Here is a 25,269-nt window from a genome sequence, read left to right as displayed (position 1 = left end):
TGCGCCCCTCATCGCCGGCGGCTCCGGACCTCACGCCGCAACCATGATCGTGTCGTGAGAGAGCCGGTTAACCGATAGGCTGAACAAGGAGATCCGTCGTCGCACCGATGTGGTCGGGATCTTTCCCGACCGGACTGCATTGATCCGACTGGTCGGTGCCGTGCTCGCCGAACAGCACGACGAGTGGATCGAAGGGCGTCGCTATCTCGGACTCGACGTCCTTGCCCGTTCCCGCAGCAATAGTCGCGCTCAGACCGTCACCGAACCGACGGAGGAGGTGACGCCCGCCTTGACCGCATAACCCGACAAGGAATCACGCGACGACCTCGCACACCACCTCACGGGACTTGACCCAGAATTTCACGCTGGCGTGCACCCGGACGAGCCCCAGCTACTCGCCCGTATCTACGCGGACGAGGGCGCTGTCGCCTATCTGGAGGCCTTGGAGCGCGTGACTGATCTGTTGCGCCAGTATGGACGGTCCAATTCCCGCAACCGTACTGAACCTCAGGTATGAACGCATCACTACAACCGATGGCTAGGGAACCTCCCCATCCAAGGGTGACTGTCGACAACCCTTGAATTCGAGGCCGATGTGACGGTGACCAAGACCGATCAGCCGAATAAATTATCGGTCGCGTAGCGTCAAAGATAACTTATACAGACAATCCCGTTCGTCTAGGCAGCTGGAGTGGATCACCTGCCAATACATCTGGCCGCAAGGCGGTGATCCTCACGTACCAGGGCAAAGGACGCAACATCGTGTCGTTTGAACGCACATTCGTGATCCCCTCCGACCGTTCCAGCCACTGAGTTCTGGTCTCGCGGCCGTCTCAGCTTCGCCCCACAACAGGACATACGTCAGGGCAACGAGCAACTACGCCTTCACTCTCCCGTACCCGACACAAAGGTACGAGTGGAGGTACGTGTGGAAGCCCGACATGGCCGTGCTTATCATGCCTTAGTCGGTCTTGTTCTTACCCGGCTGACCTGGGCCGATGCCGTTCATTCACTTTCCCAAGCTGAATACGCGGGTTCGATTCCCGTCATCGGCTCAGAAACGAAGGCCCCGGCCGACGCATCGCGTCGCCGGGGCCGTCTTCGTCCTCGAACCTTCAACGCTGGACCCGCTCAGCGCGTGGGCAGCGCGCGGTCAGAACTCGAACACCACACGAGCGGGCACGGCTCCGCTCAGCACATCGCTGATGGACTCGTTCACCGATTCCAGGGGACGCGTTTCGGAGATGACCTGGGTGCGCCCGGCTGCGTGCAGCGCGAAGACGTCGGCCAAGTCGTTGCGCGTCCCCACAATCGAGCCGATGACGGACTTTCCGCCGAGCACCGTGTCGAAGATCGGCACCGGCAGCGACGCATCACCGGCCGGCAGCGCCACGCACACGAGTCGCCCGCCTCGACGCAGCGAGGCGTAGGCCTGCTGGAAGGACGCGGCCGAGGCCACCAGCGCAAGAGCCACATCCGCTCCACCGAGCCGGGCAATCGCCTCTACCGGATCCTCTGCCTTGGCGTTCACAACGTGGTCTGCGCCGAGACGCCGCGCCATCTCGAGCTTGTCGTCGGAGACGTCCACGGCAATCACGAAGCCACCTGCGATTCTGGCGTACTGCACCGCCAGGTGGCCGAGTCCGCCGATGCCGAAGACCGCGACGGTCTGGGCGGGACGCACCTGCGCCACCTGCACCGCTTTGTAGGTCGTAACTCCGGCGCACGTGAGCGGACCCGCGTCCACGGAGGACACGCCATCGGGAACGGGGGTCGCGAAAGCAGAAGGGAGTACGGCGTACTCACCGAAACTACCGTTGACGGAGTACCCGGAGTTGCGCTGGTTCTCGCACAACGTCTCCCAGCCGGAGATGCAGTATCGGCAGGCGCCGCACGCATATCCGAGCCAGGCGATGGCAACCCGGTCCCCCACCGCGCGATCGGTCACCTCCGACCCGATCGCTTCGACACGGCCGATGCCCTCGTGACCGGGCACGAACGGCGGCGACGGCTTGACCGGCCAATCACCGTGTGCGGCGTGGATATCGGTGTGGCAGAGACCGCTGACCTCCATCTTCACCAGCACGTCGGTGGGTCCGGGGTCGGGCACGGGCAGATCTTGGATCTCGAGCGGTGCTGTGAAATCGGTGACGACTGCTGCTTTCATCGCGATTCTCCTGTGGTGGGCGGGCCCGCACATCCACGAGCCGTTCGACCCCGAGAGCCCCATGCTCCCCGAACCCGAAGAGCGTCCATCCTTCTCCCGGCGTCGTACCCCATCCTCGACCACGAGGTGCCGGGATATCAGGCTTCTCGGTCACGGATCGGTATGCAGTTGGCACCCTCCCCGTTCGCGACGACGGACCGCTCTACGCCCATGGTGTATCGCTCCCGCAGCGACGAGCGGGCCGACTAATGGTGGAACAGCACCGGCTGACCTTCACGTGGAATCGGAGTCTCCAACCGATCGAGGAAGTCGACCTCCGTCTTGATCTCGGCCAGAAGCGCGGTGGCGAGGTCGTGACTCAAACCGTTGCGGACGACAATCCGCTGCACCGTGACGTCCGCGAGGTCGTCGGGCATGGGATACGCGGGTACGAGCCACCCTTTCATCCTCAACCTGTCCGACAGGTCGTAGAGGGTCCACTTGTCGGTGTAACCCTTTTTCAGCATCCACGCGAACACCGGAATGTCGGAGCCGTCGTTCCACAGTTCGAATGCCGGAAGCTTGGCTATTTCCTGCGCGAGATACTGCGCGACTGCCAGCGACTCCTGTTGGACTCGCGTGTAACCGTCGGACCCCAGGCGAAGGAACATGTAGTACTGCAACAGCACCTGCGCACCCGGACGTGAGAAGTTCAACGCAAAGGTCGGCATGCTGCCGCCGAGGTAACTGACGTAGAAGATCAGTTCGTCCGGTAGCGCCGCTTTGTCCCGCCAGACCACCCAGCCCACACCCGGATAGACGAGGCCGTACTTGTGGCCCGACGTGCTGATCGACGCCACTCGGTCGAGCCGGAAATCCCACACCAGGTCCGGCTGGCAGAAGGGCGCGATCATCGCTCCGGACGCGCCGTCGACATGGATCGGGACATCGACGCCGGTGTCGGCGGCGATGCGATCCAGTGCCGCACTGATCTCGGCAACAGGTTCGTACGCTCCGGTATAGGTCACGCCCATGATGGCAACGACGCCGATGGTGTTCTCGTCCACATACTTGTCGAGTTCGTGCCCGTCGAGGGTTCTGTGCTCCAAGGTAATGGGTACATACCGTGCTTCGACTTCGAAATAGTTGCAGAATTTCTCCCAGCACACCTGAACAGCGCTCGAGAGCACGAGGTTCGGCGCCTCGGTGGATTTGCCCTCGGAGCGCCGGCGCTTCTGCCACCTCCGCTTGAGTGCCAGCCCGCCGAGCATGCACGCCTCGGAGGAACCGATCGTGGACGTTCCGATGGCGTTGTCGGGATCGGCCGCGCTCCACAGATCGGCAAGCATTGTCCAGCACCGTGTTTCGATGGCCGCCGTCTGCGGATACTCGTCCTTGTCGATCATGTTCTTGTCGGCGGACTCGGTGTAGAGACGAACGGCAAAGTCGTCCATCCACGTGCCGACGAACGTGGCCAGATTCAGGCGCGCGTTGCCGTCCAGCATCGCCTCGTCGTGCACGATTTGGTAGGCGGTGTCGGGATACGACTCCGACTGCGGCATACGGTTTTTCGGGAGTTCAGTGGCCTCTCCTGGCCGCTCGAACACCGGATTGGCCGAGATCGAATCGCTGGTGCCGACACCGCGTCCGCGGAAGTCGGTGGGATCGGCCGGTTCGGACATGACTCCCCCTCAGAATGCGGATGGGACAGTACGACCGAACCTCGACCGGACAGCCATACCTGTTCCTTGCAGTTCCAGGCACCTATGACATGCAATCGTATCGCGGTCGGAAACACGAGAATCGGGAAAGAACCAAATCAACGGAAACCGAAACGGACCGATCAGGCAAAGCGTTCGCCATGACAGACGTGAATACACCGTAGTCGCCTCGCGAACCCTCAACCCTTGACCGGGTTACCAGCGGTAGTCCAGGAACTTCCCGTCGAAGGTGACAACGACGCGGTCGCCGTCCGGATCGGGACGTCGCGTGATATCGACGGTGAAGTTGATCGCGCTCATGATGCCGTCACCGAACTCTTCGTGGATGAGCGCTTTGAGCGCCGGTCCGTACACCGAGAGCGCTTCGGAAAAGCGGTAGATCGTCGGATCGCGCATCACCTCGGGTGAGGAACCTCGGTGCGGTTGCAGTGCAAGACTTTCGGCGACGGTGTCGTTCAACTCGAGTCGTTCGCACACGAGACGCGCCTGGTCAGGGCTGAGCGGATGCTGCCCAAGGAGGGCGGCTGTCGTCCACACCAGCGGGGTGCCGAGATGTTCGGCGAGGTCCGCCCACGTGAGTCCGTGCCGGATTCTGGCCGCGTCGACAATTGCGGCAGCGTCGGCCTTCGGAAGAATGGGGTTCATGGGTACTCCCTGTCGATGTCGTTGTCGGAGCAGCGGGCGAACTGCCCGCTGCTGTCGGGACGGATGCCCGGTCAGGCCGGCGTGAGTTCCGATTCGGCGGTTTCTGTGTCGGTTCCCGCTCCCCGCTTGGGAGCGGTGCGCATGTGGGTCACGTAGATCACGGCGCCGACAAAAACGATTCCTCCCACGAGATTACCTATGACCGTGGGGATTTCGTTCCATACGAGGTAATCGCCGAGGGAGAATTCGCCGCCGAGCAGCAATCCGGAGGGGAACAGGAACATGTTGACCACCGAATGCTCGAAGCCCATGTAGAAGAACAACATGATCGGCATCCACATGACCAGGACCTTGCCCGGAACACTCTTGGACATCAGCGCGGCAACCACAGCGGTGGACACCATCCAGTTGCACAGCACGCCGCGCAGAAACAGGGTCATCATGCCTGCCGCGCCGTGCTCGGCGTAACCGACGGTGCGCGCTTCACCGATGTGCATGAGTTGCTGGGCCACATCGTTCGGCGGGATGGAATACCCGTAGGTCAGGATGTAGGTGATCATCACGGCGACCGTGAACGCGCCCGCGAAATTACCGAGGAACACCAGACCCCAGTTGCGGAGGACCGCACCTGCCGTCACGCCGGGACGCTTGTCGATGTAGGCGACCGGAGCAAGCGTGAATACCCCGGTGAGCAGGTCGAATCCGAGCAGAAACAGCATGCAGAAGCCGACCGGGAAGAGAACCGCGCCGAGCAGTGCGTTGCCGGTCTGCACGGTGACCGTGACAGCGAAGGCGGCCGCGAGCGCGAGGATCGCACCGCCCATGTAGGAACGGATGAGCGTGTCCCGAGTGGACATGAGGACCTTGCTCTGGCCGGCGTCGACCATCGAGCGAGCGAGTTCGGCGGGGGGAACGTAGGACACATCAACCTCCTGGTCGGACAGTGCCGGGCAAGCGTGTCGGCAGTGTGTGTCCGGCATGGTGCCGATCGGAGAAACGCGGCGTTACGTTTTCCTCGCACGGGTGTCCGGCACAGCGTGAGCCCGTGCGTGTCCGCTAGCGCGGTAGGCCGGGACTACGGCCGGGTGTCGCGGGGGCGCTGTATTCGCGGTGAGGAACGAATTCGAAGGTCAGCATCGCGAACGCTGCCGGCAGGAGGTACCGCAGTTTGAACAGGACGAACCGCCGGTCCGATCCTGCGTGGAACTTGTCCAGATACCGATACAGCGACTCGAGTGCGATGACCGAGTCTCCGAGGCGGAGCACCAAGCGCACCGCCGCCCGCCACCGGCCCGTGCCGTTCGGGCCGAGCAGGTCCGGGAACGGGGCGAATGCCAGCGACACCGACGTTCCGCCGGCGCTCCGGACGTGGTCGATGACCTCGACGGCCATCCGCTCGTCTGTGCCGTTCGGTGCCCGCGGACTGCGCCACGGTACGTCCAGGCTCCATTCGTCACCGTGATGCGCAAGGCCGTAGCGCTGAAACCCGACGGGAACCATGTCCCGGTCGCGTGCGATGACGATCATCATGTCCGGGTACGTCCCGTCGAGAAGATGGTCGAGGATCATGGAAAACCCCCGGCGCTGGTGGCCGGAGCGAGCGTGGGACACGATCTCGAGCAGTTGACTGCGCACTTCCGGGGAGAGGTCTCTCTCCGCGACGATCTCGGTGGTGACTCCCGCGTTCTGGCTGCGGTGTACCGCTTGGCGCAGATTGCGGAAACGCCTGCCGACGAGGGAAAAGTGTCCGACGTCGACGACCACGTCGCACCCGATACACACCGACCTCAGGCGCGGGCGACCCCGACCGCCCGCCTGCCACAACCGGGCGGTGGTCTCACTGGCCCCGAGAACAGCCACCCGCCATCCCCGGTCGGCAGCGAAGTGCGAGAAATCCGACAGCAGGTTGTCGAACGCCGGCGCGTGGCCCACCGGGTCGCCCGACACCACCGCGATGCCGGCGCGGGTCCGATACCCGATCGCGGCGGTGCGGCCGGAATTGTAGAAGTACGACTTGGTCGAATTGAGCGCGAACGGCGCCAAAGGGTCGCCGCTGGACTCCCGCACGAGCGAGGCGATCCGACCCTCCTCCTCCGGCTCCGGCTTGCTCGCCACGGGAAGCACCAGCACGGGCCCCGACACCGCGATAGCGACGAACGCGACATGACTGTGTCCCCAGGCATACGCGAGACCGGCTACCAGCAGACACAGCAAGGCCGCTGCCGCGTGCATCCGGGTCACGGGACGGCGCAGCCAGACCCCGCGTGCGACGAACGCGATCGCCACAGCGAGGGCGACGATCAGCGCTGTGCCCCTACCTGTCCGATACGCCGAGATCTCGACCAGGATCATCGCGAGTAGGTACAAGCGGAGTCCGACGCGCTGCACGCCGGGTGTCGCAGAAGAAGCGGCGGATTGCAGGGTCGTCATGGGTGTCTCTCGATTCTCCGGGACATCGGGCGCCCCTACGACCGTATGCCGGATGAATCCCCCGCTCCGCGGTTTCGGATGAAGAGGGAGCGCTCGACAGCGCCGACACGGCGTATCCGGCGCGACGCCGGGGGTTGTGCTCGCTCAGCACGGCAGCAGCCCGCTCGAACCGGATCCGGTTCGAGCGGGCGCACTGCCTTTCGCTGGTTCAGGCAGCTATCAGATCGTCGATCTGGCCGATCGCTGACGAGGAGCCCTCGATGATCCCCATGTCCACAACCTTCTCGAGTGCTTCCGCCGACTCGTAGGTGCTCACGTACGTCGCCCGGGTGCCTCCGTCGTGCTCGGTGAAGGTGTACACGTTCACCGACACCGGCAGGATGGGATCGGGATTGAAATCCGCGTCGGCGAATCCGTCGGAAAAGGAGAAACTCGCCGGTTCGTCGACCGCGGTGACCTCCCAGTATCCCGGGTACTTCTCCCCTTCGGGACCGGACATGAAGTAGGTGATGCGTCCCCCGGGCGAAAGGTCGTGGTCCACGAATGTCGCGGGATATTCCGGAGGCCCCCAGACCTTTTCCAGTTGACGCGGGTCCGCGTAGATCTGCCAGACGCGCTCCACCGGTGCGGCGAAGTCCGCGGTGATCGTCAGGCTCAGGTTCTCGGTGTCCTTGCGAATGTCTGTCACAGGCATGACTCATTCCTCCTGGGTCGAGTCGGACGCGATCAGTTCGTCGATGCGCGCGATACGGCCACGCCAGATCTGTTCCAGCTCGGTGAGCATCGAGGCCACCGACCGCACCGCTTCCACGTCGCCTCTGGCAAGCTGCTCCCGGCCGCTGCGACGCTTGGTCAGCAGACCGGCTCTCTCCAGCACGGCGACATGCTTCTGGACCGCGGCGAAACTCATGTCGTAGTGCGCCGCGAGTGCGGAGACCGAGCGCTCTCCTGCCAGCACCCGCCGCATGATGTCGCGGCGGGTGCGGTCTGCGAGTGCGTGGAACAGGGCGTCGGCCCGGTCCTCGTCGTCTCCGTTCACGACTCCAAACGTACAACCATCTGGTTGTAGGTGCAATGGTTCCGCGCGGTCTTCCTTCCGGGCGCCTCGGCGAGTTCATATGTTGCGGCAGAGAGGGATACAGGAACCCAGGGGTCGCAGCCGAAGCGCGGGGTTAGTGTGGACCTGACGACGCGCACTGCGCGGAGGCGCAACCGGCGTCTCGATGCGCACCTCACGGCACGCCGAGCCGTCGACCGGGCAGGGGCATCCGATGAACGAGTTCGATCACGACAGCCTCGGCCGCGCCATGGCCCAGTTCGCCCGTACGCTCGATTCCCAGGGTGCCGATCTGGACAGCACGCTGAGGCATATCACCGCAGCCGCGGTGCACCTGATCCCTGGTGCGGAATGTGCCGACATCCTCACCGTCACCGGCCGCAACAAGTTCGTATCGCATGCGGCGACCTCACAGACCCCTTCTCGGATCGATTCGCTCCAGGCGAGACTCGGGGAGGGACCGTGCATCGACGCGGCGGAAGACGTAATCGTCACCCGCAGCAACGATCTGTCGACGGAGTCGCGGTGGCCGACGTTCTCTCCACTGGCAGTCGAGGCCGGGGTACTGAGCGTGCTGTCGTTCCAGCTCTACACCGGTGACGATCAGGTAGGGGCGTTGAATCTCTTCGCGGGACAGCCACACGTCTTCGATGCGGAGTCGTTGCATCTGGGAGAAGTACTGGCTGCGCACGCTGCCATCGCGCTCGTGGCGGCACGACGGCAACTGCAACTGCAGTCCGCAGTCGCGTCGAGGGATCTGATCGGCCAGGCCAAAGGCATGATCATGGAACGCTTTTCCGTCGACGCCGAGCGCGCGTTCGAAATGTTGGTCGCCTTGTCGCAGGAGTCCAACACGCCGGTGGCCCGGATCGCCGGTCGGATCGTCGAACTCGGCCCCGAGGGACGTTGATCGACGACCCGCGCCGACGCTCCGAGAAGCGAAGGTGCTCAGGTCAATCGCCGAAACGTGCGACCAGGCGGCCGGACACCTCGTTGCGACGCAGCCGTTCCAGGCCCGCCCCGATCTCCTCGAACGCGATGTCCGTATAGGCCGGTTCGATTTCACGATCGAGCAACAGGCCGAACACCTCTTCGATGTCCTGAACGGTTCCTCCCAGCGAGCCGACAAGGGTCTTGCCGAGAATCGACGCCGACTGGATGGTGAAGGTCGGGAGCCCCAGACCGACCTGGACGACCGTTCCGGTCCCTCGTTTCACGGCGTCGACAGCTTTCTGCGTAGTGTCGAAGCCCGCGTAGTCGACCACGAGATCGAAACCCTGGCCGGCCCATTCGGAGGCATCGCGCACGACATCGGCGACGCCTGCCGCCCGGGCCAGATCCCACACGGATTCCTTCGTTTCGGCGACATGCACCTCGGCGCCCGCGAGTACTGCAGCGCGAGTACCGATCTGGCCCAGCCCCCCGTACCCGATGACACCGACCTTCATCCCGGTGGTGGCGTGGCCGACCTTGATCATCGCGTGATAGGACGTCATCCCCGCATCGGTCGCAAGGGCCGCCAGCGACAGGTCGAGCCCCTCCGGCACACGAGCAAGATCAGGGGCATCGGCGACGAGCTTGTCGGCGAACCCGCCGGGCGTGAACATCCCGAGCGGCGGGCGCACGCCGGAGGAGCAGACGCCCACGACGTCGCCGACCTTCCAGCCCTCGACCCCGTCACCGACGGCGCTGATGACCCCGGCATTCTCATGCCCCTGGGTCATCGGCAGGAACGGCATGGTCCCTTCCCCGACCTCCATGTACATGATGTCGCTGTGGCACAAGCCCGCAGCCTTGACGTCGATGACGACCTCTCCGGGACCCGGCGTCGGTTCCGGTACCTCGTTCAATGCGATCGGTTTACCGGATCCTTCGAACTGCCATGCCCTCATTGCTGCACCTTTCCGTCGGATCGGGCCGAAGCTGTGCGCCCGACTTCTTTCCACCGTAGACATTCGCGCGCTGGGGCAGTGATGTTCGCCGTGATGGCAGAGTGGACTTCGACAGTTTCATCTATGAAAGGCAACGATGGCGTTCTGGGATCAACTCAAGGCGAAGACCACCGAACTGAGCGGTCAGCTCAAGACGAAGAGCGATCAGTTCCGGAACAAGGAATTCGCGAACGCGAGCATGGCCATGTGCGCGCTGATCGCGGCTGCCGACGGCAGTATCGATCCGAGCGAGCGGCAGAAGACCGCCGCGCTCATCATGAGCAACGACGTCCTGTCGGTCTTCCCGCCCTCCGAACTTCGTGAGAAGTTCGATTGGTACTGCAGCAAGCTCGAGTCCGACTTCGACTTCGGGAAGGTGGAGGCCACAGCCACCATCGCGAAGCTCAAGGCCAAGCAGGATCAAGCTCGTGCCGTGATCCAGATCGGAATCATCATCGGCGGTGCCGACGGATTCTTCGACGATCATGAGAAGGCCGCGGTGCGGGGCGCGGCGCATGCGGTCGGCATCAACCCGGCAGAATTCGACCTCTGACCGCAGTACACCTGCGGATCCGCCGCCCTTCGATCCGGGCGCACGCATAAAAGGAACGCTCGACCGGGGCCGACCCGGTCGAGCGTTCTCGTTCGTGGCGGATCCGGCCACCGCACGCATCACATCTTCGCGTCGCGTGCCCGGACGAAGCTGTAGATGCCGTACATGATCAGCCCGAGGCCCACCGCGATGAGCAGGAACACCCCGAACGGCTGCGCACCCAGCGTCTTCAACGCGGCGTCGAGACCGGAAGCCTTCTCCGGATCGGCCTGGAAGACCGCGGCGATCACGAGACCGCCGATCAGCGTGACGGCGACACCCTTGGCGATGTAACCGGCCATCCCGAGTCCGCGGACGAACGAACTCGTGTTGCCCTTCAGGTCTTCGACGAACTTCTTCGTCGCGCCCTTGTAGATGTGGTAGAGGCCGACACCGATGATCACGAGAGCAGCAACGACGAGCAGGAACTTTCCGCCGCCGGACTCGAGGAGACGCGCGGTGATACCGGAGCTCTGTTCACCGCTCGACTTGCCGCTACCACGCGCATACCCGAATGCCGTGAAGGCCAGACCGAAGTACACGAGAGCGACACCGACGGCCTTGATCCGGCCGAACGTCTCGTCCTTTTTGTCCTGGCCGGCCGACGACGAGTGCGCCGCCCCGCCGAGCACACCCTCCGCAAGACGCCAGAGGGCCAATACGAAGAGCACGACGCACAGGACGGACAGCAGGAACTTGCCGCCGGGCTTGGCCGCGATTTCGGCCAGAGCGCCCGACTGTGATGCCTCCTCGTTGCTGCCCAGGGCAACGCGGATCGCGAGGTAGCCCACCAGCAGGTGCACCAGCCCACTACCGACGTAACCCGCGCGGGCGAGTCGCTCGAACCAATGATTCCGTGAGAGCCGCCCCGTTACCGAGGAGCCCCTCGAAGTCGAAATTTGCCCTGTCACTTGTCCACCCATCCTCCGGCACCGCGCGGCCGGCTTCGCTCGCCCACCCGATGCTCATCAACCTGCGCTCGTTGTCCTGTCCGGTATGCCCGAAGCCTTCGGAGATCAAACGCATTCGACTCGCAGTCGGTAGATTGGCGAGCAGCATCGAAGCCGACCACGGAGGTTCGTCGTGCGAATTGCTCATATCCCGCTCCGAGTTGCCACCGGTGCATTCATCCTCAACTCGGGACTGGGAAAACGGAATCTTCCCGCTGAGAATGCGGAGGCACTGCAGGGCATGGCCTCGCAGGCGTTCCCCTTCGTCAAGCAGTGGCGTCCGACAACGTTCGGTACGGCCTTGTCGACCGCCGAAATCGGGATCGGTGCAGCGCTACTGGCACCCGTCGTTCCGTCCTTCCTGGCGGGCGCGGCGTTGACGGCCTTCGGCGGCGGCATGATGGCGATGTACTGGAAAACCCCCGGCATGCACGAGGAAGGGGACCCGCGCCCCACCCAGGACGGACTGGCGCTCGCCAAGGACGTCTGGATGCTGGGCGGCGGCTTGACCTTGATGCTCGACGGGCTCCGCAAACGCTAGCCGTCCGGAGCCGGACCGCCCCGTGCCACCGTGGGGGCGGTCGATGATCGGAGTGCAGCCATGACGGAGAGCACGCACGCACCGTATCCACCCGGGGCGATCGCAGACGATGCGGTCACGCTCGCCCGCCGTTGGATCGAAGAGTCCGCCACCTCGACTCCCGACCGGGCAGGCCGCCAGCTGGCGGGTGTGCTGAAGGATCCGCACGGCCTCGACTTCACCGTCCGTTTCGTCGACGGGGTGATCCGTCCGGAGGACCCGACGGTCGCGGCGCACAACCTGGCCGAACTCTCCCGCGAGGTACCTTCCTTCCTTCCCTCTCATCTGCGACTGGCGTTGCGTGCCGGTGGCACGCTCGGTCCCGAGTTCCCCCACCTCGTCGTACCCGTCGCGCGCCGTGCGCTGCGGGCGATGGTCGGGCACCTGCTCGTCGATGCGACCGACCGGCGGCTCGGACGTGCCCTCGCCGTGATCCGGCGCCGTCGTGTGCGGCTGAACCTCAATCTGCTCGGGGAAGCGGTGCTCGGCGACAAGGAAGCGGCCCGCCGCTTCGAAGGCACACGGACGCTGCTGGCGCGCGACGACGTGGACTACGTGTCGATCAAGGTCTCCGCCACCATCGCCCCGCACGCCGCGTGGGGGTTCGACGAGGCCGTCACCGACATCGTGGACAGGCTCACGCCGTTGTATCGGCTCGCGGCACAGTCGGCCACACCGAAGTTCGTCAATCTCGATATGGAGGAATACCGCGACCTCGAACCGACCATCGCGGTCTTCACGAGACTGCTGGACCTCCCCGAGTTCCTGCACCTCGAGGCCGGCATCGTCGTCCAGGCTTATCTTCCCGATGCGCTCGCCGCGTTGATCCGGCTCCAGGAATGGGCCGCCTCTCGGCGTGCCCGCGGCGGCGCTCCCATCAAGGTGCGCGTGGTCAAGGGCGCAAATCTGCCGATGGAACGCGTCGAGGCGGCGCTGCGCGGCTGGCCGCTCGCTACCTGGAGCACGAAACAGGACACCGACACGAACTACAAGCGGTTGCTGCACTACGCGCTGACACCCGAACGGATCGACAACGTCCGGATCGGGGTCGCCGGGCACAACCTGTTCGATATCGCCTACGCCTGGCTCCTGGCAGGCAGACACGGCGTGCGACACGGGGTCGATTTCGAGATGCTCCTGGGCATGACGCAGAACCAGGCCGACGTGGTGCGCCGCCACGTCGGTGGTCTGGTGCTCTACACCCCCGTCGTGCATCCCGAGGAGTTCGACGTCGCGCTGTCGTACCTGGTGCGCAGGCTCGAAGAAGGCGCGGGCCAGGACAACTACATGTCGGCCGTGTTCGATCTGCGCGACGATCCGTCGCTGTTCGAGCGGGAGGCGCAGCGATTCCGGGATTCGGTCGCTGCGCTCGACGAACGAGTCCCTGAGCCGAACCGGCGACAGGACCGCCACGAGGTTCCGGACGCCGCGGACGGCGACGGCTTCTTCAACACCGCGGACACCGACCCGTCGCTGCCCCGGAATCTGGCCTGGGGGCGGGCGATCCTCGAACGGGTTCCCTCCTCCTGCCTCGGCTCGGACCTCGTGCGCGCCCACACGGTGACGTCGTCCGACCGGCTCGACGCCATCGTGGCGGCAGCGTCGGACGCAGGGCGGGGCTGGGGGGCGCGCAGTGCCGCGGACCGGGCTACGGTGCTCGAACGTGTCGCGCGGAGGCTCGAGGCGCGTCGCGCCGACCTGTTGGAGATCATGGCGGCCGAGGGCGGCAAGACTCTCGACGAATCCGACCCGGAGGTCTCCGAGGCGATCGACTTCGCCCGCTACTACGCCGACCGGGCGCGCGATCTCGCAGCCGTGGACGGAGCCCGCTTCGTGCCCTCGGCGCTCACCGTGGTCACGCCGCCGTGGAATTTTCCGGTAGCGATCCCGGCAGGGTCGACGCTGGCGGCGCTGGCATCGGGGTCGGCGGTCGTGCTCAAGCCCGCCGCCCTGACCGCACGCTGCGGTTCCGTACTCGCCGAGGCAATGTGGGAAGCCGGGGTGCCGCGCGACGTTCTTCACCTCGTCCACCTGGGAGAACGCTCGCTGGGCACGCAACTGATCTCGGATCCTCGCGTCGACCGGGTCGTGCTCACCGGTGCCTACGAGACCGCAGAGCGATTTCGATCGTTCCGGCCCGGACTGCGGCTCATGGCCGAGACCAGCGGCAAGAACGCGATCGTGGTGACGCCGAGTGCCGATCCCGACGCCGCGGTGCGCGACATCGTGCAGTCGGCGTTCGGCCATGCGGGGCAGAAGTGCTCGGCTGCGTCGCTCGTCGTCCTCGTCGGGTCGGTGGCATCGTCACGGCGGTTCCGGGACCAGCTCGTCGACGCCGTCACGTCGCTCACTGTCGGGCCGGCGCACGACCCGCGTACCCGGATGGGGCCGCTTGTCGAACCTGCGCACGGGAAGCTGCTCGACGCCCTCACCACACTGGAACCGGGCGAATCGTGGTTGACGGCACCGCGTCGGCTCGACGACGAGGGCAGGTTGTGGACTCCGGGCGTGCGCGAGGGCGTGCAACGCGGGTCGCGCACGCATCTGGTCGAGTTCTTCGGTCCTGTGCTGGGAATCATGACCGCGGCGGACCTCGATGAGGCGATCGACATCCAGAACGAAGTCGACTACGGGCTCACCGCCGGTCTGCATTCGCTCGACACCGCGGAGATCGCCCGCTGGCTGGGCCGCGTCGAGGCCGGGAACGTGTACGTCAATCGCGGGATCACGGGTGCTGTGGTGCGCAGGCAACCGTTCGGCGGCTGGAAGAAGTCGTCGGTCGGCGCGGGATTCAAGGCGGGCGGTCCCCAGTACCTCTTCGGGTTCGGTTCATGGGAGTCGCTGCCACACAAGGCCGTCGACGCCGTTGCTGCCGACGGAGCCACCGAGGCGGTCGTCGGCCGTCTCCTGACCGCGTCCCGAGAATGGACCGGCACCGATTCGGGGATGCTGCGCCGGGCGTTCGCCGATGACGCCCGCGTATGGCGTTCGGAGTTCGGCGTCCCGAAGGATGTCAGCCGCCTCGTCGTGGAGCGGAACCTCTTCCGTTATCTTCCGGCGCGGGTGTGCGTCCGACTCGGCGAGGACGGAAACCCGGTAGATTTCGTGAGGGTACTCGGCGCGGCGGCACGCACCGGTGCGCAAGTGGAAGTGTCTTCCGCTCTTGAGATTCCACGCGCCGTCCTGTCGGCAACCGGGCAGATGATCGAAAAGAGTGTCACTGAAACCGACGCGGAGTGGCTGGATCGGATCTGCTCCGGCGACTCGGTGCGCGTCCGGATGATCGGTGGAGAGCCCCGCACTGTCGCAGAGCGCCTCGGTGGCCGTTGCGACGTGCCGGTCTGGGATCACCCTGTGACCGAGTCCGGTCGGGTGGAGATGCTGCCCTTCCTTCTCGAACAATCGGTATCGATCACGGCACACCGGTTCGGCACCCTCCACCACCTCACCGACGAGATCATCTGAGTTCGCCCCGTCCGATTGACCGGAAGCCCTGTGGAACGAATGGATCTGAGGTGCAATAGGAGCATGGATATCGCCACGACACCCCCCACCGAACGCCGGAAATTGGCGTTGGCGGCTGTGAAGGAATTAGGTCCCAATCGCACGGAAAAGGCGGCATTGAAGGTTCGGTGTCCCGCCGGCCACACCATCGCGGCCGTGTACGAGACTTCCGCGGGCCCGGTGGTCGTGTCCAAGAGCGGACCGGGCGGGCGTGGCAACCGCGACCGTGAAGCGACCGGTCACCACGGCGACAAGCTCCATTCCGAGTTCGTCGACACGCTCGAGGCGACGCAGTTCGAGGACGACGGCATTCCGTCCGGATGCGCGTGCGGACCGAAAGGGCTGTCCCGCAAAAAGTTACAGGCCGCCTTCGCGGCACAGGAACACGTCGTGAACCTGACCTGACCGGTCAGATCCCCAGGTTCCACCGAATCCGGAACAGATCGAGAACCTGGTCCGCCCAACCGAGCACCGACAGCGACGAGTCGACATTCTGCGGAGGCGCCTGCACCAGGGTGTCGTTGCGGAGCAACCGGGCGAAATCCACTTCGACGCGACCCTCGCGCACCGCACCGCGGGGATGCCGGAACTCCACGCCGGCTCGCACCATGATGTCGACGATCTCCTGCGCGAGGATGCCGTAGCCGACAGTCGTCGGATGCACGCCGTCCAAGGAGAACACGCCGCCCGTGGCGCGTCCGCCGTTCCCGTCCGCGGACAGGAACCGGGTGTCCGGGACGGGCATGAGAGCGGCGAGCAGCGGCGGCAGCGGATACGGAGTCCACCACTCCGGACGCGCCGCGAGATCATCGACGTAGCGGCGCGCGGCCAGACGGTCGAGGATTCCCGCAGAGTCGAGCAGGTACCAGTCGAGACCGTCCCGGCGAGCATCGGCGACTGCCTCCGTGATGGTGATGTTGTAGAGGTCGATCGCGGTGTCGACCGCGTACGCCTGCGCACCCGTGAGGTGCTCGTCGCGAGCAGGGTCGAAGCGGCCTTCGTCGATCCAGGGCCGGGTGTAGTACGGAAAGTACGGTGACCCTGACTTCGTGCCGATCCCCCGGGCTATCGGCGCGATGGTGACGTGCGGGACGGTGCACAGGATGATGTGACGAGCCTCGACCGTCCGGAGTCGCGCCACGACCTCGGCGAATTCGGCGTCGAAGTGCTCCGGTGTCCAGATCGTGGCGTCGCGGGTGCGCTCGAGTTGCCGGAAGTCCTCACCGCTCCACACGACCCGCAGTTCGGTGGCGGCGCGCAAGGCGTTGTTGGCGCCCAGGAAGACCACCAGCGTCTCGATACCGGCATCGGTGCCGTCGTCGTGCTCGGCACCGAGCGCCCGCGCGGCGTCGAACACGGTCTCGTGACGACGCTGCTCGTCCCAGCGCGGATAGACCCTGAGAGCGGCGCGCTCCGCATTGTTCTCGACGATTTGGTCGACGAGGTTGTCCCGCGGGGTCGCGAGCGCACGTTCGCAGTGTGCCGCGGTCTTCTCCAGCGCGTCCCGCAGATCCCAGCCATAGCAGGAGAGATTGTGGTTGTAGCCGGCCACGATCGGCGCCTCGGCACCCGGGCCGCGCTCCCAGTAGTCCTCGACCTCGTCCATGAACCCGCGCACAGCGAACAAGGCCGTCGGAAGTTCCCACACGTCGAGACGGCCCCCGTATCGATCCTCGAGCCGGCGCAACAACAATTCGACGTTGAGTGGCAGCCCCCCGGGTCCTCCGAAGCGGGGATACCGGAAGGCCGCAAGGATGCCCAGTTCGTAGGCGACGATCGCGGGTACCGACACCTCCGTCCGGTAGATCGCACCGCTCTGGAATCCCTGGAGAAGCGAGTCGCCGACGGCGACGAGCCGATGGGGCGGAACCCCGCGCGGGGTCGGGCGGTCGACGGCGATACCGGCGGTCGGATCGAAGACCGGCGGGCGGGGAGCGCGCTGGGCCTGTGCCACGACAGAGTCCGGGGTTCCCTCCGGCAACGCGGCCTGTGCGGACACGGGGCCACCCCCTCGGTGTGTCGTCCGTCGAGCGTGGGCCGCGTGCGTGAGGTCTGTCAAGGGTGCGGTGAGGTGTCGCCGGTGCGCGAGAATATGCAGACTGGACGGGACCATCGTGGCCGCACGGCCACCGAACACGGAGAAGCAGGAGGGTGGATGACGAGCGCCGACTTCGCCCACACCGACCGCGCTGAAAAGAATCGCCGGGAGAAGGCGGTGGGCCTCGCCCGCTACACCTGGAACCGCGGTGTCACCGGCGCGGAGTTGCTGGCCATGTCCGACGACACGCGCAGGCGGCTGGCACGAGCCGCAGACGCCCACCCGCCGCGCACGATGGAAACGTGGGCGCTCGTGGCGCAGTTGCTCGACGAGAAGACCGCATGGGCGCACGAGCACCCGGATCATCCTTCGGCCACGCGCACCCACCCCGACGAGAAGATCATGTGGGTCAAGCCGCCGGTCAGGTCCTGGCTCGACTGACGCGAGGGTGCGACTGCGGGGCGCAGGTGGTAGAAATGCACTCCGTGTCCGAGAGTGCAATTTCTATCGACGAGGGTGCCCGGACCCGTCGCATGCAGCGCACACGCGCCGCGCTCGTCGAGCACGCACGCACACTCACCGCCCGTCGGGGTCTCGCCGGCTTCACCGTCGAGGAACTGTGCGAACACGTCGGAGTGTCGCGACGAACCTTCTTCAACTACTTCGCCTCGAAAGAGGATGCGGTGCTCGGCAACCCGCCTGCAGCACTCACCCCGGAAGACCGCGACGAGTTCGTGGCGGGGGGCGACCGCACCGGGCCCGGCTCCTCGCCGGCCCTGCTGCGCGGTATCGCGCGGCTCGCCGTTGCACTGTTCGAACGCAACGATTTCACTCGGGAACAACATCGACTCCGCTGCGAGATCGTGCGCAGCGAACCTCAGTTGCTCGCCCGCATGATGTCGCTGGGCGAGTCGCACCAGCAGGACTTCGCCGAACTGATCGCCGCACGCGAAGGGCTCTCCGCCGACGACCCCTTCGTCCGCGTCACCGTGCGATTCGTCGCCGGTCTCATTCACGACGCCGTCGACGAGTTCTTCCGCACGCCCGACAGCCCACCGTTCCGCGACCTGCTCGAACGCGACATCGGATGTGCCCAGCGGTTGCTCGAACACCCTCTCGACCTCGACGACCCGACAGGAATACGGTGACCTCTACCGCAGAACCACTGGTTCTCTCCCAACGCCGAATCTGGATCATCTTCTCGGCCCTGATCGCCGGCATGCTGCTGGCGAGCCTCGACCAGACGATCGTCTCGACCGCGATGCCCACCATCGTGGGCCAGCTCGGCGGCGTCGAGCACCAGGCGTGGATCACCACCGCATACCTGCTCGCCACCACGATCGTGATGCCCGTCTACGGCAAGTTCGGCGACGTCTTCGGCCGCCGGTACCTGTTCATGATCGCCATCGCGATTTTCACCCTCGCGTCGGCGGGCTGCGCGTTCACCGACGACTTCTGGACGTTCGTGGTCTTCCGCGCTCTGCAGGGCGCCGGAGGCGGCGGCCTGATGATCTTGTCGCAGGCCATCATCGCCGACATCGTTCCCGCCAGCGAACGTGGCAAGTACATGGGTCCGCTCGGCGCGATCTTCGGTCTCTCCGCCGTCGGTGGCCCGCTGCTCGGCGGGTTCTTCGTCGATCACCTGACGTGGGAATGGTGCTTCTACATCAACATTCCCGTCGGCATCGTCGCGCTGCTGATCTCGTGGTTCATGCTCACGCTGCCGACGAAGAAGCCCACCAAGCGCATCGACATTCTCGGTGTGATCACGCTGTCGCTCGCGACGACCTGCCTGATCTTCTTCACCGATTTCGGCGGCGACGCGGACCGCGGCTGGAGCGACCCGCTCACCTGGGCATTCGGCATCGGCCTGCTGGCCATGGCATGCCTGTTCGTGCTCGTCGAATCCCGGGCACAAGACCCCATCATCCCGCTGTCGCTGTTCCGCAATTCGATCTTCGTCAACGCGACCGCGATCGGTTTCGTGCTCGGTCTCGGTATGTTCGCAGCGCTCGCGTTCATGCCCACGTTCCTGCAGATGTCGTCCGGCACCTCCGCGGCGGTATCGGGCCTGCTGCTGCTGCCCATGATGGTCGGCCTCCTGATCACCTCGATCGGCTCGGGCCTCGCGATCACCAAGACGCAGCGCTACAAGATGTACCCGATCGCCGGGGCCTCGATCACCGCGCTGGCGATGCTGTGGCTGACCACCCTGCAAGGCAGCACACCACTGTGGGTGATCTGCTCGATGCTCTTCGTCTTCGGACTCGGGCTCGGCCTGATCATGCAGGTGGTCATCCTCGTCGTCCAGAACGCCGTGCCGGTCGACGAGATCGGTACCGCCACGAGCTCGAACAACTACTTCCGCGAGGTGGGCGCCGCGCTGGGTGTCGCGATCTTCGGCACGATCTTCACCAACCAGCTGTCCGTGAAGCTCACCGACGTGTTCACCACCGCGGGGGCCGATCCGGAGCAGGCCGGACAGGCCACCGCCACCCTCGACCCCGCGATCATGAAGGCACTGCCCGACGAGGTGCGGCAGGGCGTCGTCGACGCCTACGCGGACTCGCTCGCCCCCGTCTTCTGGTACCTCATCCCGTTCCTGATCGTCGCCATCGTCCTGGCCTGCTTCCTGAAGGAGATCCCGCTCTCCGACGAAGCCGGCATGGTGGCGCGTGGCGAAGCGATCAGCGCGAAGGACGCGGAAGCAGCGCGCACGGCGTCCGCCGAACACGACACCGTGGCGGTGTCCGCCCCCGGCGACCGGACGGAACCACCGGCGTCACCGGGCTCGTAGCGGCCGGTTCCGCACGCCAGGGACCGAGAGGTCCGGCGCAGCGCGCGGAACCTCACGTGATCGAATGGACGCCACGGGCGACATGCCGCGGCGGGCAGGCAACGGGAGGCGACACATGGGTCGGAGCATCACACCGGTCCGCGTCAAGGACGTGACGATCGGCGAGGGCACACCCAAGATCATCGTGCCCGTCACCGGCCGGACCCCGGACGAACTGCACGCGCAGGTCGAGGCACTGTCCGGGCAGGTCGCCGATGTCGTGGAGTGGCGGGTCGACTTCTTCGGCACCCTCGAGGACACCGCGTCGGTGGTCGCCCAGGCGCACGCGCTCGCCGGCGCCCTCGGTGCCACGCCGCTGCTCGCGACCTGCCGCACCGCGCACGAAGGCGGACAGGCCACCTCGGGCGACGACGCGTACGCCGAGCTGGCGATCGCGCTCGCGGAGAGCGGTGTCGTGGATCTGATCGACGTGGAGTACCGGCGCGAGAGCCGCGCGGTGAAGCAGATCGTCGCGTCCGCCCATGCTCGGAACGTCGCGGTGGTCGCGTCCAACCACGATTTCGATGCCACGCCCCCGAAAGACGACATCGTCTCGCGGTTGCGTGCGATGCAGGCACTCGGAGCGGACATCTGCAAGATCGCGGTGATGCCCCGGTCCGCTGCCGACGTGCTCACCCTGCTCGATGCGACACGCATCATGCACGAGGAGTACGCGGACCGCCCGCTGATCACCATGTCGATGGGTGGCCTGGGTGTGGTCTCCCGGATCGCCGGCCAGGTGTTCGGTTCCGCCGCGACCTTCGGGATGGTGGGCACGGCATCGGCACCCGGGCAGGTCGACGCCTCGGAACTGCGCGCGCTGCTCGACGCCCTCGAGCGGTCGCGGTAGGCGCCGTCCGGCACCTCTACCGGCCGGCGTCCGCGTCGTCCCACAGTTTCATCAGCGTCGTGAGAATCTCCTGGGCGGCACCGAGACCGGCGAGATGACTCTCACCCGGCAGATGATGGAACTCCGCGTCGGGCAGCAGATCCACCATGTGCAGGCCGTGTTCGAACGGAATGATGTGGTCGCTGTCGCCGTGCCACCAGCGGACCGGCACCTTCACGTCCGACACGCGAAAGCCCCAGTCGCGGGTGAACACCACGATGTCGGCGAACGGCGCGGAGATGCGGTGCCGGCTGCCGTTGAGCAGGTCGTCGAGGAACATCGCCTTGAACTCCGGCCTCGCGAGCAGACGGCGGTCGGCCTCCGGCGAGAGTCGTCCGTAGAGGTCGATGATCGGCGACCCCAAGGGCCGGACCAGCCGGATACCGGCGCTCAGTGCGGTACCGATGGGGGCGCCCGCCACCTGAAGGACCGGCGCGACGAACGTTCCCAGTCGCATCAGCGCACTGCTGATCGCCTCCGGACCGACCACCGGGGCGACACCGCCGAGCACTGCGGCCGCCACCACCCGATCCTGCAGCGCGTACGCGGACGCCAGCGTGAAGGGACCGCCGCCGGAGAGGCCGACGACCGCCATCCGATCGACGCCCAGGGTGTCGGCGATGATCTCCAGGTCGTCGGTGAAGGCCAGGACGTTCTCGTACAGGTGCGGGGTCGACGACCCGATCCCCGGACGGTCGATCCCGATCAGCCGGATGTTCTCCCGTTCGGCGAAGGCGCGGGCTTCGACGGGGATCTGGCGGCGCGCTCCCGGGGTGCCGTGCAGCCAGAACACCGCGCGTCCCTGCGCGGAGCCGAATTCGGCGAAACCGAGACGGCGACCGTTTCCGACCGCGACCGTACCTTCGAGCTTCGGTCGTTCGACGTCCATGCGCGTCAGCATGGCATGTGTCGGCGGTCACGTACATCTCCGCGACGTGCTTCGGCCGGGCGATTTCGCAGACCCCGACGCCCGGACGGTGGTCTGATGGAAGCGTCACCCACGAAGGGACCGATTCATGACCGAATCCTCGAACTCGGGCCGCGTGGCGGTGGTAACCGGCGCGTCGTCCGGCATCGGTGCCGCGACCGCACGTGCCCTCGCGGGCGCGGGCTTCCGCGTCGCGCTGCTCGCACGTCGCCTCGCCCGGATCGAAGCTCTCGCGGCCGACCTGGGCAGCGGTGCGCTCGCGATCCGGGCCGACGTGACCGACCGCGATTCCCTCGTCGCCGCTGCTCAGCGGGTGCAGGACGAGTTCGGCGGAGCGGACGTCCTGATCAACAACGCGGGCGTCATGCTGCTCGGACCGTTCTCGCCGAAGTTTCACGACGACTACCGCAGGATGATCGAGGTCAACCTGCTCGGGGCCATCACGACCACCGAGGTCTTCCTCGAGCAGCTTCGGGACGGTGGCGGGGACCTCGTCAACATCTCCTCGGTTGCCGGACGTACCGCCCGGCCCACCAACGGTGTCTATGCCGCCACGAAGTGGGGAATCAACGGCTGGTCCGAGTCACTGCGCCAGGAACTGCACCCCGACGTGCGCGTGATGCTCATCGAGCCCGGAATCGTCGACACCGAGTTGCCGACGCACATCACCGACAACGCGACCCGGCAGGTCGTGCAACAGGGTTACGACGCCTCCACGGTGGAGCCACCCGACATCGCGGACGTGATCGTCTTCGCGCTGACCCGTCCCCGTCATCTGACCATCAACGAGATCCTTCTCCGCCCCTCCGACCAGGCCGGCTGAGCGTGCCCGGAGTACTGCGGTCGCACGCGGATGTCGATCGAACGCCACACTCGGTGTGATGCGGGTTACAGTAATCTGACCACAGCCAGAGTCAGATCCCGATCCGACGGGAGATGTACCCCGTGACGAAGATGCTCGCTCCCCCGCCGCCCGGTCTCGAGCCCGTCCCCGGCGACAGCGGACTCCCGTACATCGGCTACGCGCTGGACTACATGCGGGACCCGATCAAGGCCTACGACAAGCGTTTCCACCGGCACGGCCCCGTGTCGTGGTTCCGGTTCGCCGGGCGCCCGTGGGTCGTGCTCATCGGGCCCGACGCCGTGGGGGCGGCATTGCAGAACCGCGACCGCGCCCTGCAGAGCGGCCCGGGATGGCGCGCGTTGATCGGCCCCTTCTTCGACCGCGGACTGATGCTCATGGACGGCGACGAGCACACCGCGCATCGCCGGATCATGGCGAAAGCCTTCACGCGCGACCGCCTCGCGCTCTACACCGACGCGATGCATCCGTCGATCGAACGCACGCTCGACACCTGGGTCCCCGGTGACGGCTTCCGGGCCTACCCCGCGCTCAAGGAACTCACCCTGAGTCTGGCCACCGAAATCTTCATGGGCGGCGCCGAGGGCTCGTCGGACCAGGAGATGCAGGAGGTCAACCGCGCCTTCATCGGGTGCGTACAGGCGGCGACCGCGATCGTCCGCTATCCGTTGCCCGGCAGCAGGTGGCGCAAGGGCATCCAGGGACGCAAGCGGCTCGAGGCGTTCTTCCGCCGCTACCTGCCCGCACGGCGCGCAGCCGAGGGCAACGACATCTTCTCGGTCTTCTGCCACGTGGAGTCCGAGGACGGGGAACGGTTCTCGGACGACGACGTCGTCAACCACATGATCTTTCTGATGATGGCAGCACACGACACCTCCACCATCACGCTCTCGACGGCGATGCAATATCTCGGCCAGTACCCCGAGTGGCAGCAGCGGTGCCGCGAGGAATCCGAAGCGCTCGGCACCGCGACGCCCGTCTTCGCGCAACTCGACGACCTCACCGCGCTCGATCTGGTGATCAAGGAGTGCCAGCGCCTGGTCACGCCGGTACCCGGCGTCGTGCGCCGGGCAGGGGCCGACACCGAGATCCTGGGGCATTTCATTCCCAAGGGCACGCTCGTCAACGTCGGTGTCCACTACAGCCACCACATGGCCGAATTGTGGCCGGATCCCGAACGTTTCGACCCCGAGCGGTTCGCTCCCGAACGGCGGGGGGACCGCGTCCATCCCCACGCGTGGACGCCTTTCGGCGGTGGCGTGCACCGCTGTCTCGGGCAGCACTTCTCGGGCGCCGAGATCAAGTCGGTGCTGCACCACCTGCTGCTCCGGTACGAGTGGGACGTACCCGCCGACTACGTCGCACCGATGAACTTCACGTCGCTGCCGTTTCCCGACGACGGAGGGCCGATCAACCTCCGCGCCAGGTGACCGCTCCGCTTCAGCACGCCGAGAGAACGCGGGCCATGGCGTCGCGCTCTTCCGGGGTGACCCACAGCCGGTACTCGACCTTCACCTCGACCTGGCGCGCCACGTAGTCGCAGTGGTAACCCGCGTTGGGTGGCAGCCAGGCGGAAGCGTCGGAGTCGCCTTTGGACTGGTTGGTACGGCCGTCGACCGCCTGCAGATTGCGCGGATCGTTGGCCAGGTTGCGACGCGCCTGGTCGTCGAGGTGGCGCGCACCCTTCTTCCACGCGTCGGACAATGCCACGATGTGGTCGATCTGCACCGCGGAGGACGTGTCGGTACCGCGTCGGAAGAAGATCTCCAGGTTCGTGTACGTATCCCGCAGGGTGCCGGTCCGGACCGTGCAGTCCTTCGTGGCGGGCTCGAGCGAGATGTCGACGAGGTCGCGCTTGAGAATGTCGTTGCGGGTGTCGCAGCCGTTGCGGCCGAACCCGACCGTGACGTTGTCGGTCCAGGCGGGCCCGAAGAGCTCACGGCTGTAGCCGTCCTGAGGATCGGCGGCGCGTACCGGCAGCGCCGAGAGCGCCGCGAGGACCGCCGTGGGGTCGCCTCCCGTGGCAATCCCCACCGGCGGCTCCGCTGCCCCCGACTCGTCGGTGACGACGGGTTCGAGGACGACGACCGCGATCGAGACCGCGATGAAGCACAGAATCCACAGCCATCGAGGAATCGACGGCTGTCCTGTACGGGCCAT

General features: G+C 66.0%; 23 protein-coding genes and 1 pseudogene. 12 read left to right on the top strand and 12 right to left on the bottom strand.

Features of this window, described 5'->3' with window-relative positions; all coding sequences use genetic code 11:
- Window positions 1-73: 73 nt before the first annotated feature.
- Window positions 74-301, top strand: a pseudogene (locus HF877_RS16060) (transposase); the annotation flags it as partial.
- An 852-nt stretch (window positions 302-1,153) separates the two neighbouring features.
- Here HF877_RS16060 and HF877_RS16055 read toward each other — a convergent pair.
- From HF877_RS16055 to HF877_RS16025, 7 genes are all read right to left on the bottom strand, one after another.
- A complete protein-coding gene (locus tag HF877_RS16055; RefSeq protein WP_169622179.1) occupies window positions 1,154-2,167 on the bottom strand; it encodes a zinc-dependent alcohol dehydrogenase in 1,014 nt (337 codons plus the stop codon).
- A 245-nt stretch (window positions 2,168-2,412) separates the two neighbouring features.
- On the bottom strand, window positions 2,413-3,828 hold the full coding sequence (locus tag HF877_RS16050; RefSeq protein WP_169622178.1) for a glutamate decarboxylase: 1,416 nt from the start codon (window positions 3,826-3,828) through the stop codon (window positions 2,413-2,415).
- Window positions 3,829-4,062: 234 nt separating this feature from the next.
- The gene (gene cynS, locus HF877_RS16045) at window positions 4,063-4,512 is read right to left on the bottom strand and encodes a cyanase (protein WP_169622177.1); all 450 of its coding nucleotides are present in this window, start codon (window positions 4,510-4,512) and stop codon (window positions 4,063-4,065) included.
- 71 nt (window positions 4,513-4,583) lie between these two features.
- Window positions 4,584-5,435 carry a formate/nitrite transporter family protein gene (locus HF877_RS16040; RefSeq protein WP_169622176.1) on the bottom strand — a complete coding sequence of 284 codons (852 nt, stop codon included), beginning with the start codon at window positions 5,433-5,435 and terminating at the stop codon, window positions 4,584-4,586.
- Between the two features lie 133 nt (window positions 5,436-5,568).
- The gene (locus HF877_RS16035; protein WP_240952520.1) at window positions 5,569-6,942 is read right to left on the bottom strand and encodes a phosphatidylglycerol lysyltransferase domain-containing protein; all 1,374 of its coding nucleotides are present in this window, start codon (window positions 6,940-6,942) and stop codon (window positions 5,569-5,571) included.
- A gap of 208 nt (window positions 6,943-7,150) precedes the next feature.
- On the bottom strand, window positions 7,151-7,636 hold the full coding sequence (locus HF877_RS16030; RefSeq protein ID WP_169622175.1) for an SRPBCC domain-containing protein: 486 nt from the start codon (window positions 7,634-7,636) through the stop codon (window positions 7,151-7,153).
- A 3-nt stretch (window positions 7,637-7,639) separates the two neighbouring features.
- Entirely contained in the window at window positions 7,640-7,981 is a 342-nt protein-coding gene (locus HF877_RS16025) for a metalloregulator ArsR/SmtB family transcription factor (RefSeq protein WP_169622174.1), read from the bottom strand.
- A gap of 232 nt (window positions 7,982-8,213) precedes the next feature.
- Here HF877_RS16025 and HF877_RS16020 point away from each other — a divergent pair, with 232 nt between their 5' ends.
- A complete protein-coding gene (locus HF877_RS16020) occupies window positions 8,214-8,909 on the top strand; it encodes a GAF and ANTAR domain-containing protein (RefSeq protein ID WP_169622173.1) in 696 nt (231 codons plus the stop codon).
- Between the two features lie 43 nt (window positions 8,910-8,952).
- Here the strand turns inward: HF877_RS16020 and HF877_RS16015 are convergent, their stop codons facing one another.
- Complete coding sequence (locus HF877_RS16015) at window positions 8,953-9,891, bottom strand: zinc-binding dehydrogenase (RefSeq protein ID WP_169622172.1); 939 nt, start codon at window positions 9,889-9,891, stop codon at window positions 8,953-8,955.
- A gap of 136 nt (window positions 9,892-10,027) precedes the next feature.
- Between HF877_RS16015 and HF877_RS16010 the strand changes: the two genes are divergently transcribed.
- A complete protein-coding gene (locus tag HF877_RS16010; protein ID WP_169622171.1) occupies window positions 10,028-10,483 on the top strand; it encodes a TerB family tellurite resistance protein in 456 nt (151 codons plus the stop codon).
- A gap of 119 nt (window positions 10,484-10,602) precedes the next feature.
- Here the strand turns inward: HF877_RS16010 and HF877_RS16005 are convergent, their stop codons facing one another.
- On the bottom strand, window positions 10,603-11,433 hold the full coding sequence (locus HF877_RS16005) for a DUF1206 domain-containing protein (protein ID WP_346765192.1): 831 nt from the start codon (window positions 11,431-11,433) through the stop codon (window positions 10,603-10,605).
- A gap of 172 nt (window positions 11,434-11,605) precedes the next feature.
- Here HF877_RS16005 and HF877_RS16000 point away from each other — a divergent pair, with 172 nt between their 5' ends.
- The 3 genes from HF877_RS16000 to HF877_RS15990 all read left to right on the top strand — a co-directional run bounded on the left by HF877_RS16000 (window position 11,606) and on the right by HF877_RS15990 (window position 15,961).
- Window positions 11,606-12,013: a hypothetical protein gene (locus tag HF877_RS16000; RefSeq protein WP_169622169.1), complete on the top strand. Its 408-nt coding sequence runs from the start codon at window positions 11,606-11,608 to the stop codon at window positions 12,011-12,013.
- 60 nt (window positions 12,014-12,073) lie between these two features.
- A complete protein-coding gene (locus HF877_RS15995) occupies window positions 12,074-15,517 on the top strand; it encodes a bifunctional proline dehydrogenase/L-glutamate gamma-semialdehyde dehydrogenase (protein ID WP_169622168.1) in 3,444 nt (1,147 codons plus the stop codon).
- 195 nt (window positions 15,518-15,712) lie between these two features.
- On the top strand, window positions 15,713-15,961 hold the full coding sequence (locus tag HF877_RS15990) for a hypothetical protein (protein WP_240952518.1): 249 nt from the start codon (window positions 15,713-15,715) through the stop codon (window positions 15,959-15,961).
- Between the two features lie 4 nt (window positions 15,962-15,965).
- Here HF877_RS15990 and HF877_RS15985 read toward each other — a convergent pair whose 3' ends face one another.
- Entirely contained in the window at window positions 15,966-17,555 is a 1,590-nt protein-coding gene (locus HF877_RS15985; protein ID WP_346765191.1) for a hypothetical protein, read from the bottom strand.
- Window positions 17,556-17,711: 156 nt separating this feature from the next.
- Between HF877_RS15985 and HF877_RS15980 the strand changes: the two genes are divergently transcribed.
- From HF877_RS15980 to aroD, 4 genes are all read left to right on the top strand, one after another.
- Complete coding sequence (locus tag HF877_RS15980) at window positions 17,712-18,035, top strand: hypothetical protein (RefSeq protein WP_169622166.1); 324 nt, start codon at window positions 17,712-17,714, stop codon at window positions 18,033-18,035.
- A gap of 92 nt (window positions 18,036-18,127) precedes the next feature.
- Window positions 18,128-18,742: a TetR/AcrR family transcriptional regulator gene (locus HF877_RS15975; RefSeq protein ID WP_240952516.1), complete on the top strand. Its 615-nt coding sequence runs from the start codon at window positions 18,128-18,130 to the stop codon at window positions 18,740-18,742.
- Window positions 18,739-20,391: an MDR family MFS transporter gene (locus HF877_RS15970; protein ID WP_296550462.1), complete on the top strand. Its 1,653-nt coding sequence runs from the start codon at window positions 18,739-18,741 to the stop codon at window positions 20,389-20,391. The genes HF877_RS15975 and HF877_RS15970 overlap by 4 nt, the downstream gene beginning before the upstream one ends.
- A 115-nt stretch (window positions 20,392-20,506) precedes the next feature.
- A complete protein-coding gene (gene aroD, locus HF877_RS15965; protein WP_169622163.1) occupies window positions 20,507-21,280 on the top strand; it encodes a type I 3-dehydroquinate dehydratase in 774 nt (257 codons plus the stop codon).
- A gap of 16 nt (window positions 21,281-21,296) precedes the next feature.
- Here the strand turns inward: aroD and HF877_RS15960 are convergent, their stop codons facing one another.
- Complete coding sequence (locus HF877_RS15960) at window positions 21,297-22,208, bottom strand: alpha/beta hydrolase (protein WP_169622162.1); 912 nt, start codon at window positions 22,206-22,208, stop codon at window positions 21,297-21,299.
- Between the two features lie 127 nt (window positions 22,209-22,335).
- On the opposite strand from HF877_RS15960, the gene HF877_RS15955 reads away from it, so the two are divergent.
- The gene (locus tag HF877_RS15955; RefSeq protein ID WP_169622161.1) at window positions 22,336-23,070 is read left to right on the top strand and encodes an SDR family oxidoreductase; all 735 of its coding nucleotides are present in this window, start codon (window positions 22,336-22,338) and stop codon (window positions 23,068-23,070) included.
- A 122-nt stretch (window positions 23,071-23,192) separates the two neighbouring features.
- A complete protein-coding gene (locus HF877_RS15950) occupies window positions 23,193-24,539 on the top strand; it encodes a cytochrome P450 (protein ID WP_169622160.1) in 1,347 nt (448 codons plus the stop codon).
- A 10-nt stretch (window positions 24,540-24,549) separates the two neighbouring features.
- On the opposite strand, the gene HF877_RS15945 is transcribed toward HF877_RS15950, so the two are convergent.
- Window positions 24,550-25,269, bottom strand: a complete 720-nt coding sequence (locus tag HF877_RS15945) for an HNH endonuclease family protein (RefSeq protein ID WP_169622159.1) — start codon at window positions 25,267-25,269, stop codon at window positions 24,550-24,552.

Origin of the sequence: Rhodococcus sp. BL-253-APC-6A1W (genome assembly GCF_012843405.1) — a bacterium.
In the GTDB taxonomy this organism is placed as follows: domain Bacteria; phylum Actinomycetota; class Actinomycetes; order Mycobacteriales; family Mycobacteriaceae; genus Rhodococcus.
This window is presented reverse-complemented; position numbering and strand designations above follow the sequence as displayed.

Bases quoted from the DNA above. Each gene is read 5' to 3' on its own strand.
- aroD (WP_169622163.1), top strand. From the start codon at position 20,507: ATGGGTCGGAGCATCACACCGGTCCGCGTCAAGGACGTGACGATCGGC.
- HF877_RS16015 (WP_169622172.1), bottom strand. From the start codon at position 9,891: ATGAGGGCATGGCAGTTCGAAGGATCCGGTAAACCGATCGCATTGAAC.
- HF877_RS16050 (WP_169622178.1), bottom strand. From the start codon at position 3,828: ATGTCCGAACCGGCCGATCCCACCGACTTCCGCGGACGCGGTGTCGGC.
- HF877_RS16010 (WP_169622171.1), top strand. From the start codon at position 10,028: ATGGCGTTCTGGGATCAACTCAAGGCGAAGACCACCGAACTGAGCGGT.
- HF877_RS16055 (WP_169622179.1), bottom strand. From the start codon at position 2,167: ATGAAAGCAGCAGTCGTCACCGATTTCACAGCACCGCTCGAGATCCAA.
- HF877_RS15995 (WP_169622168.1), top strand. From the start codon at position 12,074: ATGACGGAGAGCACGCACGCACCGTATCCACCCGGGGCGATCGCAGAC.
- HF877_RS15980 (WP_169622166.1), top strand. From the start codon at position 17,712: ATGACGAGCGCCGACTTCGCCCACACCGACCGCGCTGAAAAGAATCGC.
- HF877_RS16020 (WP_169622173.1), top strand. From the start codon at position 8,214: ATGAACGAGTTCGATCACGACAGCCTCGGCCGCGCCATGGCCCAGTTC.
- HF877_RS15945 (WP_169622159.1), bottom strand. From the start codon at position 25,269: ATGGCCCGTACAGGACAGCCGTCGATTCCTCGATGGCTGTGGATTCTG.
- cynS (WP_169622177.1), bottom strand. From the start codon at position 4,512: ATGAACCCCATTCTTCCGAAGGCCGACGCTGCCGCAATTGTCGACGCG.
- HF877_RS15955 (WP_169622161.1), top strand. From the start codon at position 22,336: ATGACCGAATCCTCGAACTCGGGCCGCGTGGCGGTGGTAACCGGCGCG.
- HF877_RS16030 (WP_169622175.1), bottom strand. From the start codon at position 7,636: ATGCCTGTGACAGACATTCGCAAGGACACCGAGAACCTGAGCCTGACG.
- HF877_RS16035 (WP_240952520.1), bottom strand. From the start codon at position 6,942: ATGACGACCCTGCAATCCGCCGCTTCTTCTGCGACACCCGGCGTGCAG.
- HF877_RS15975 (WP_240952516.1), top strand. From the start codon at position 18,128: ATGCAGCGCACACGCGCCGCGCTCGTCGAGCACGCACGCACACTCACC.
- HF877_RS15960 (WP_169622162.1), bottom strand. From the start codon at position 22,208: ATGGACGTCGAACGACCGAAGCTCGAAGGTACGGTCGCGGTCGGAAAC.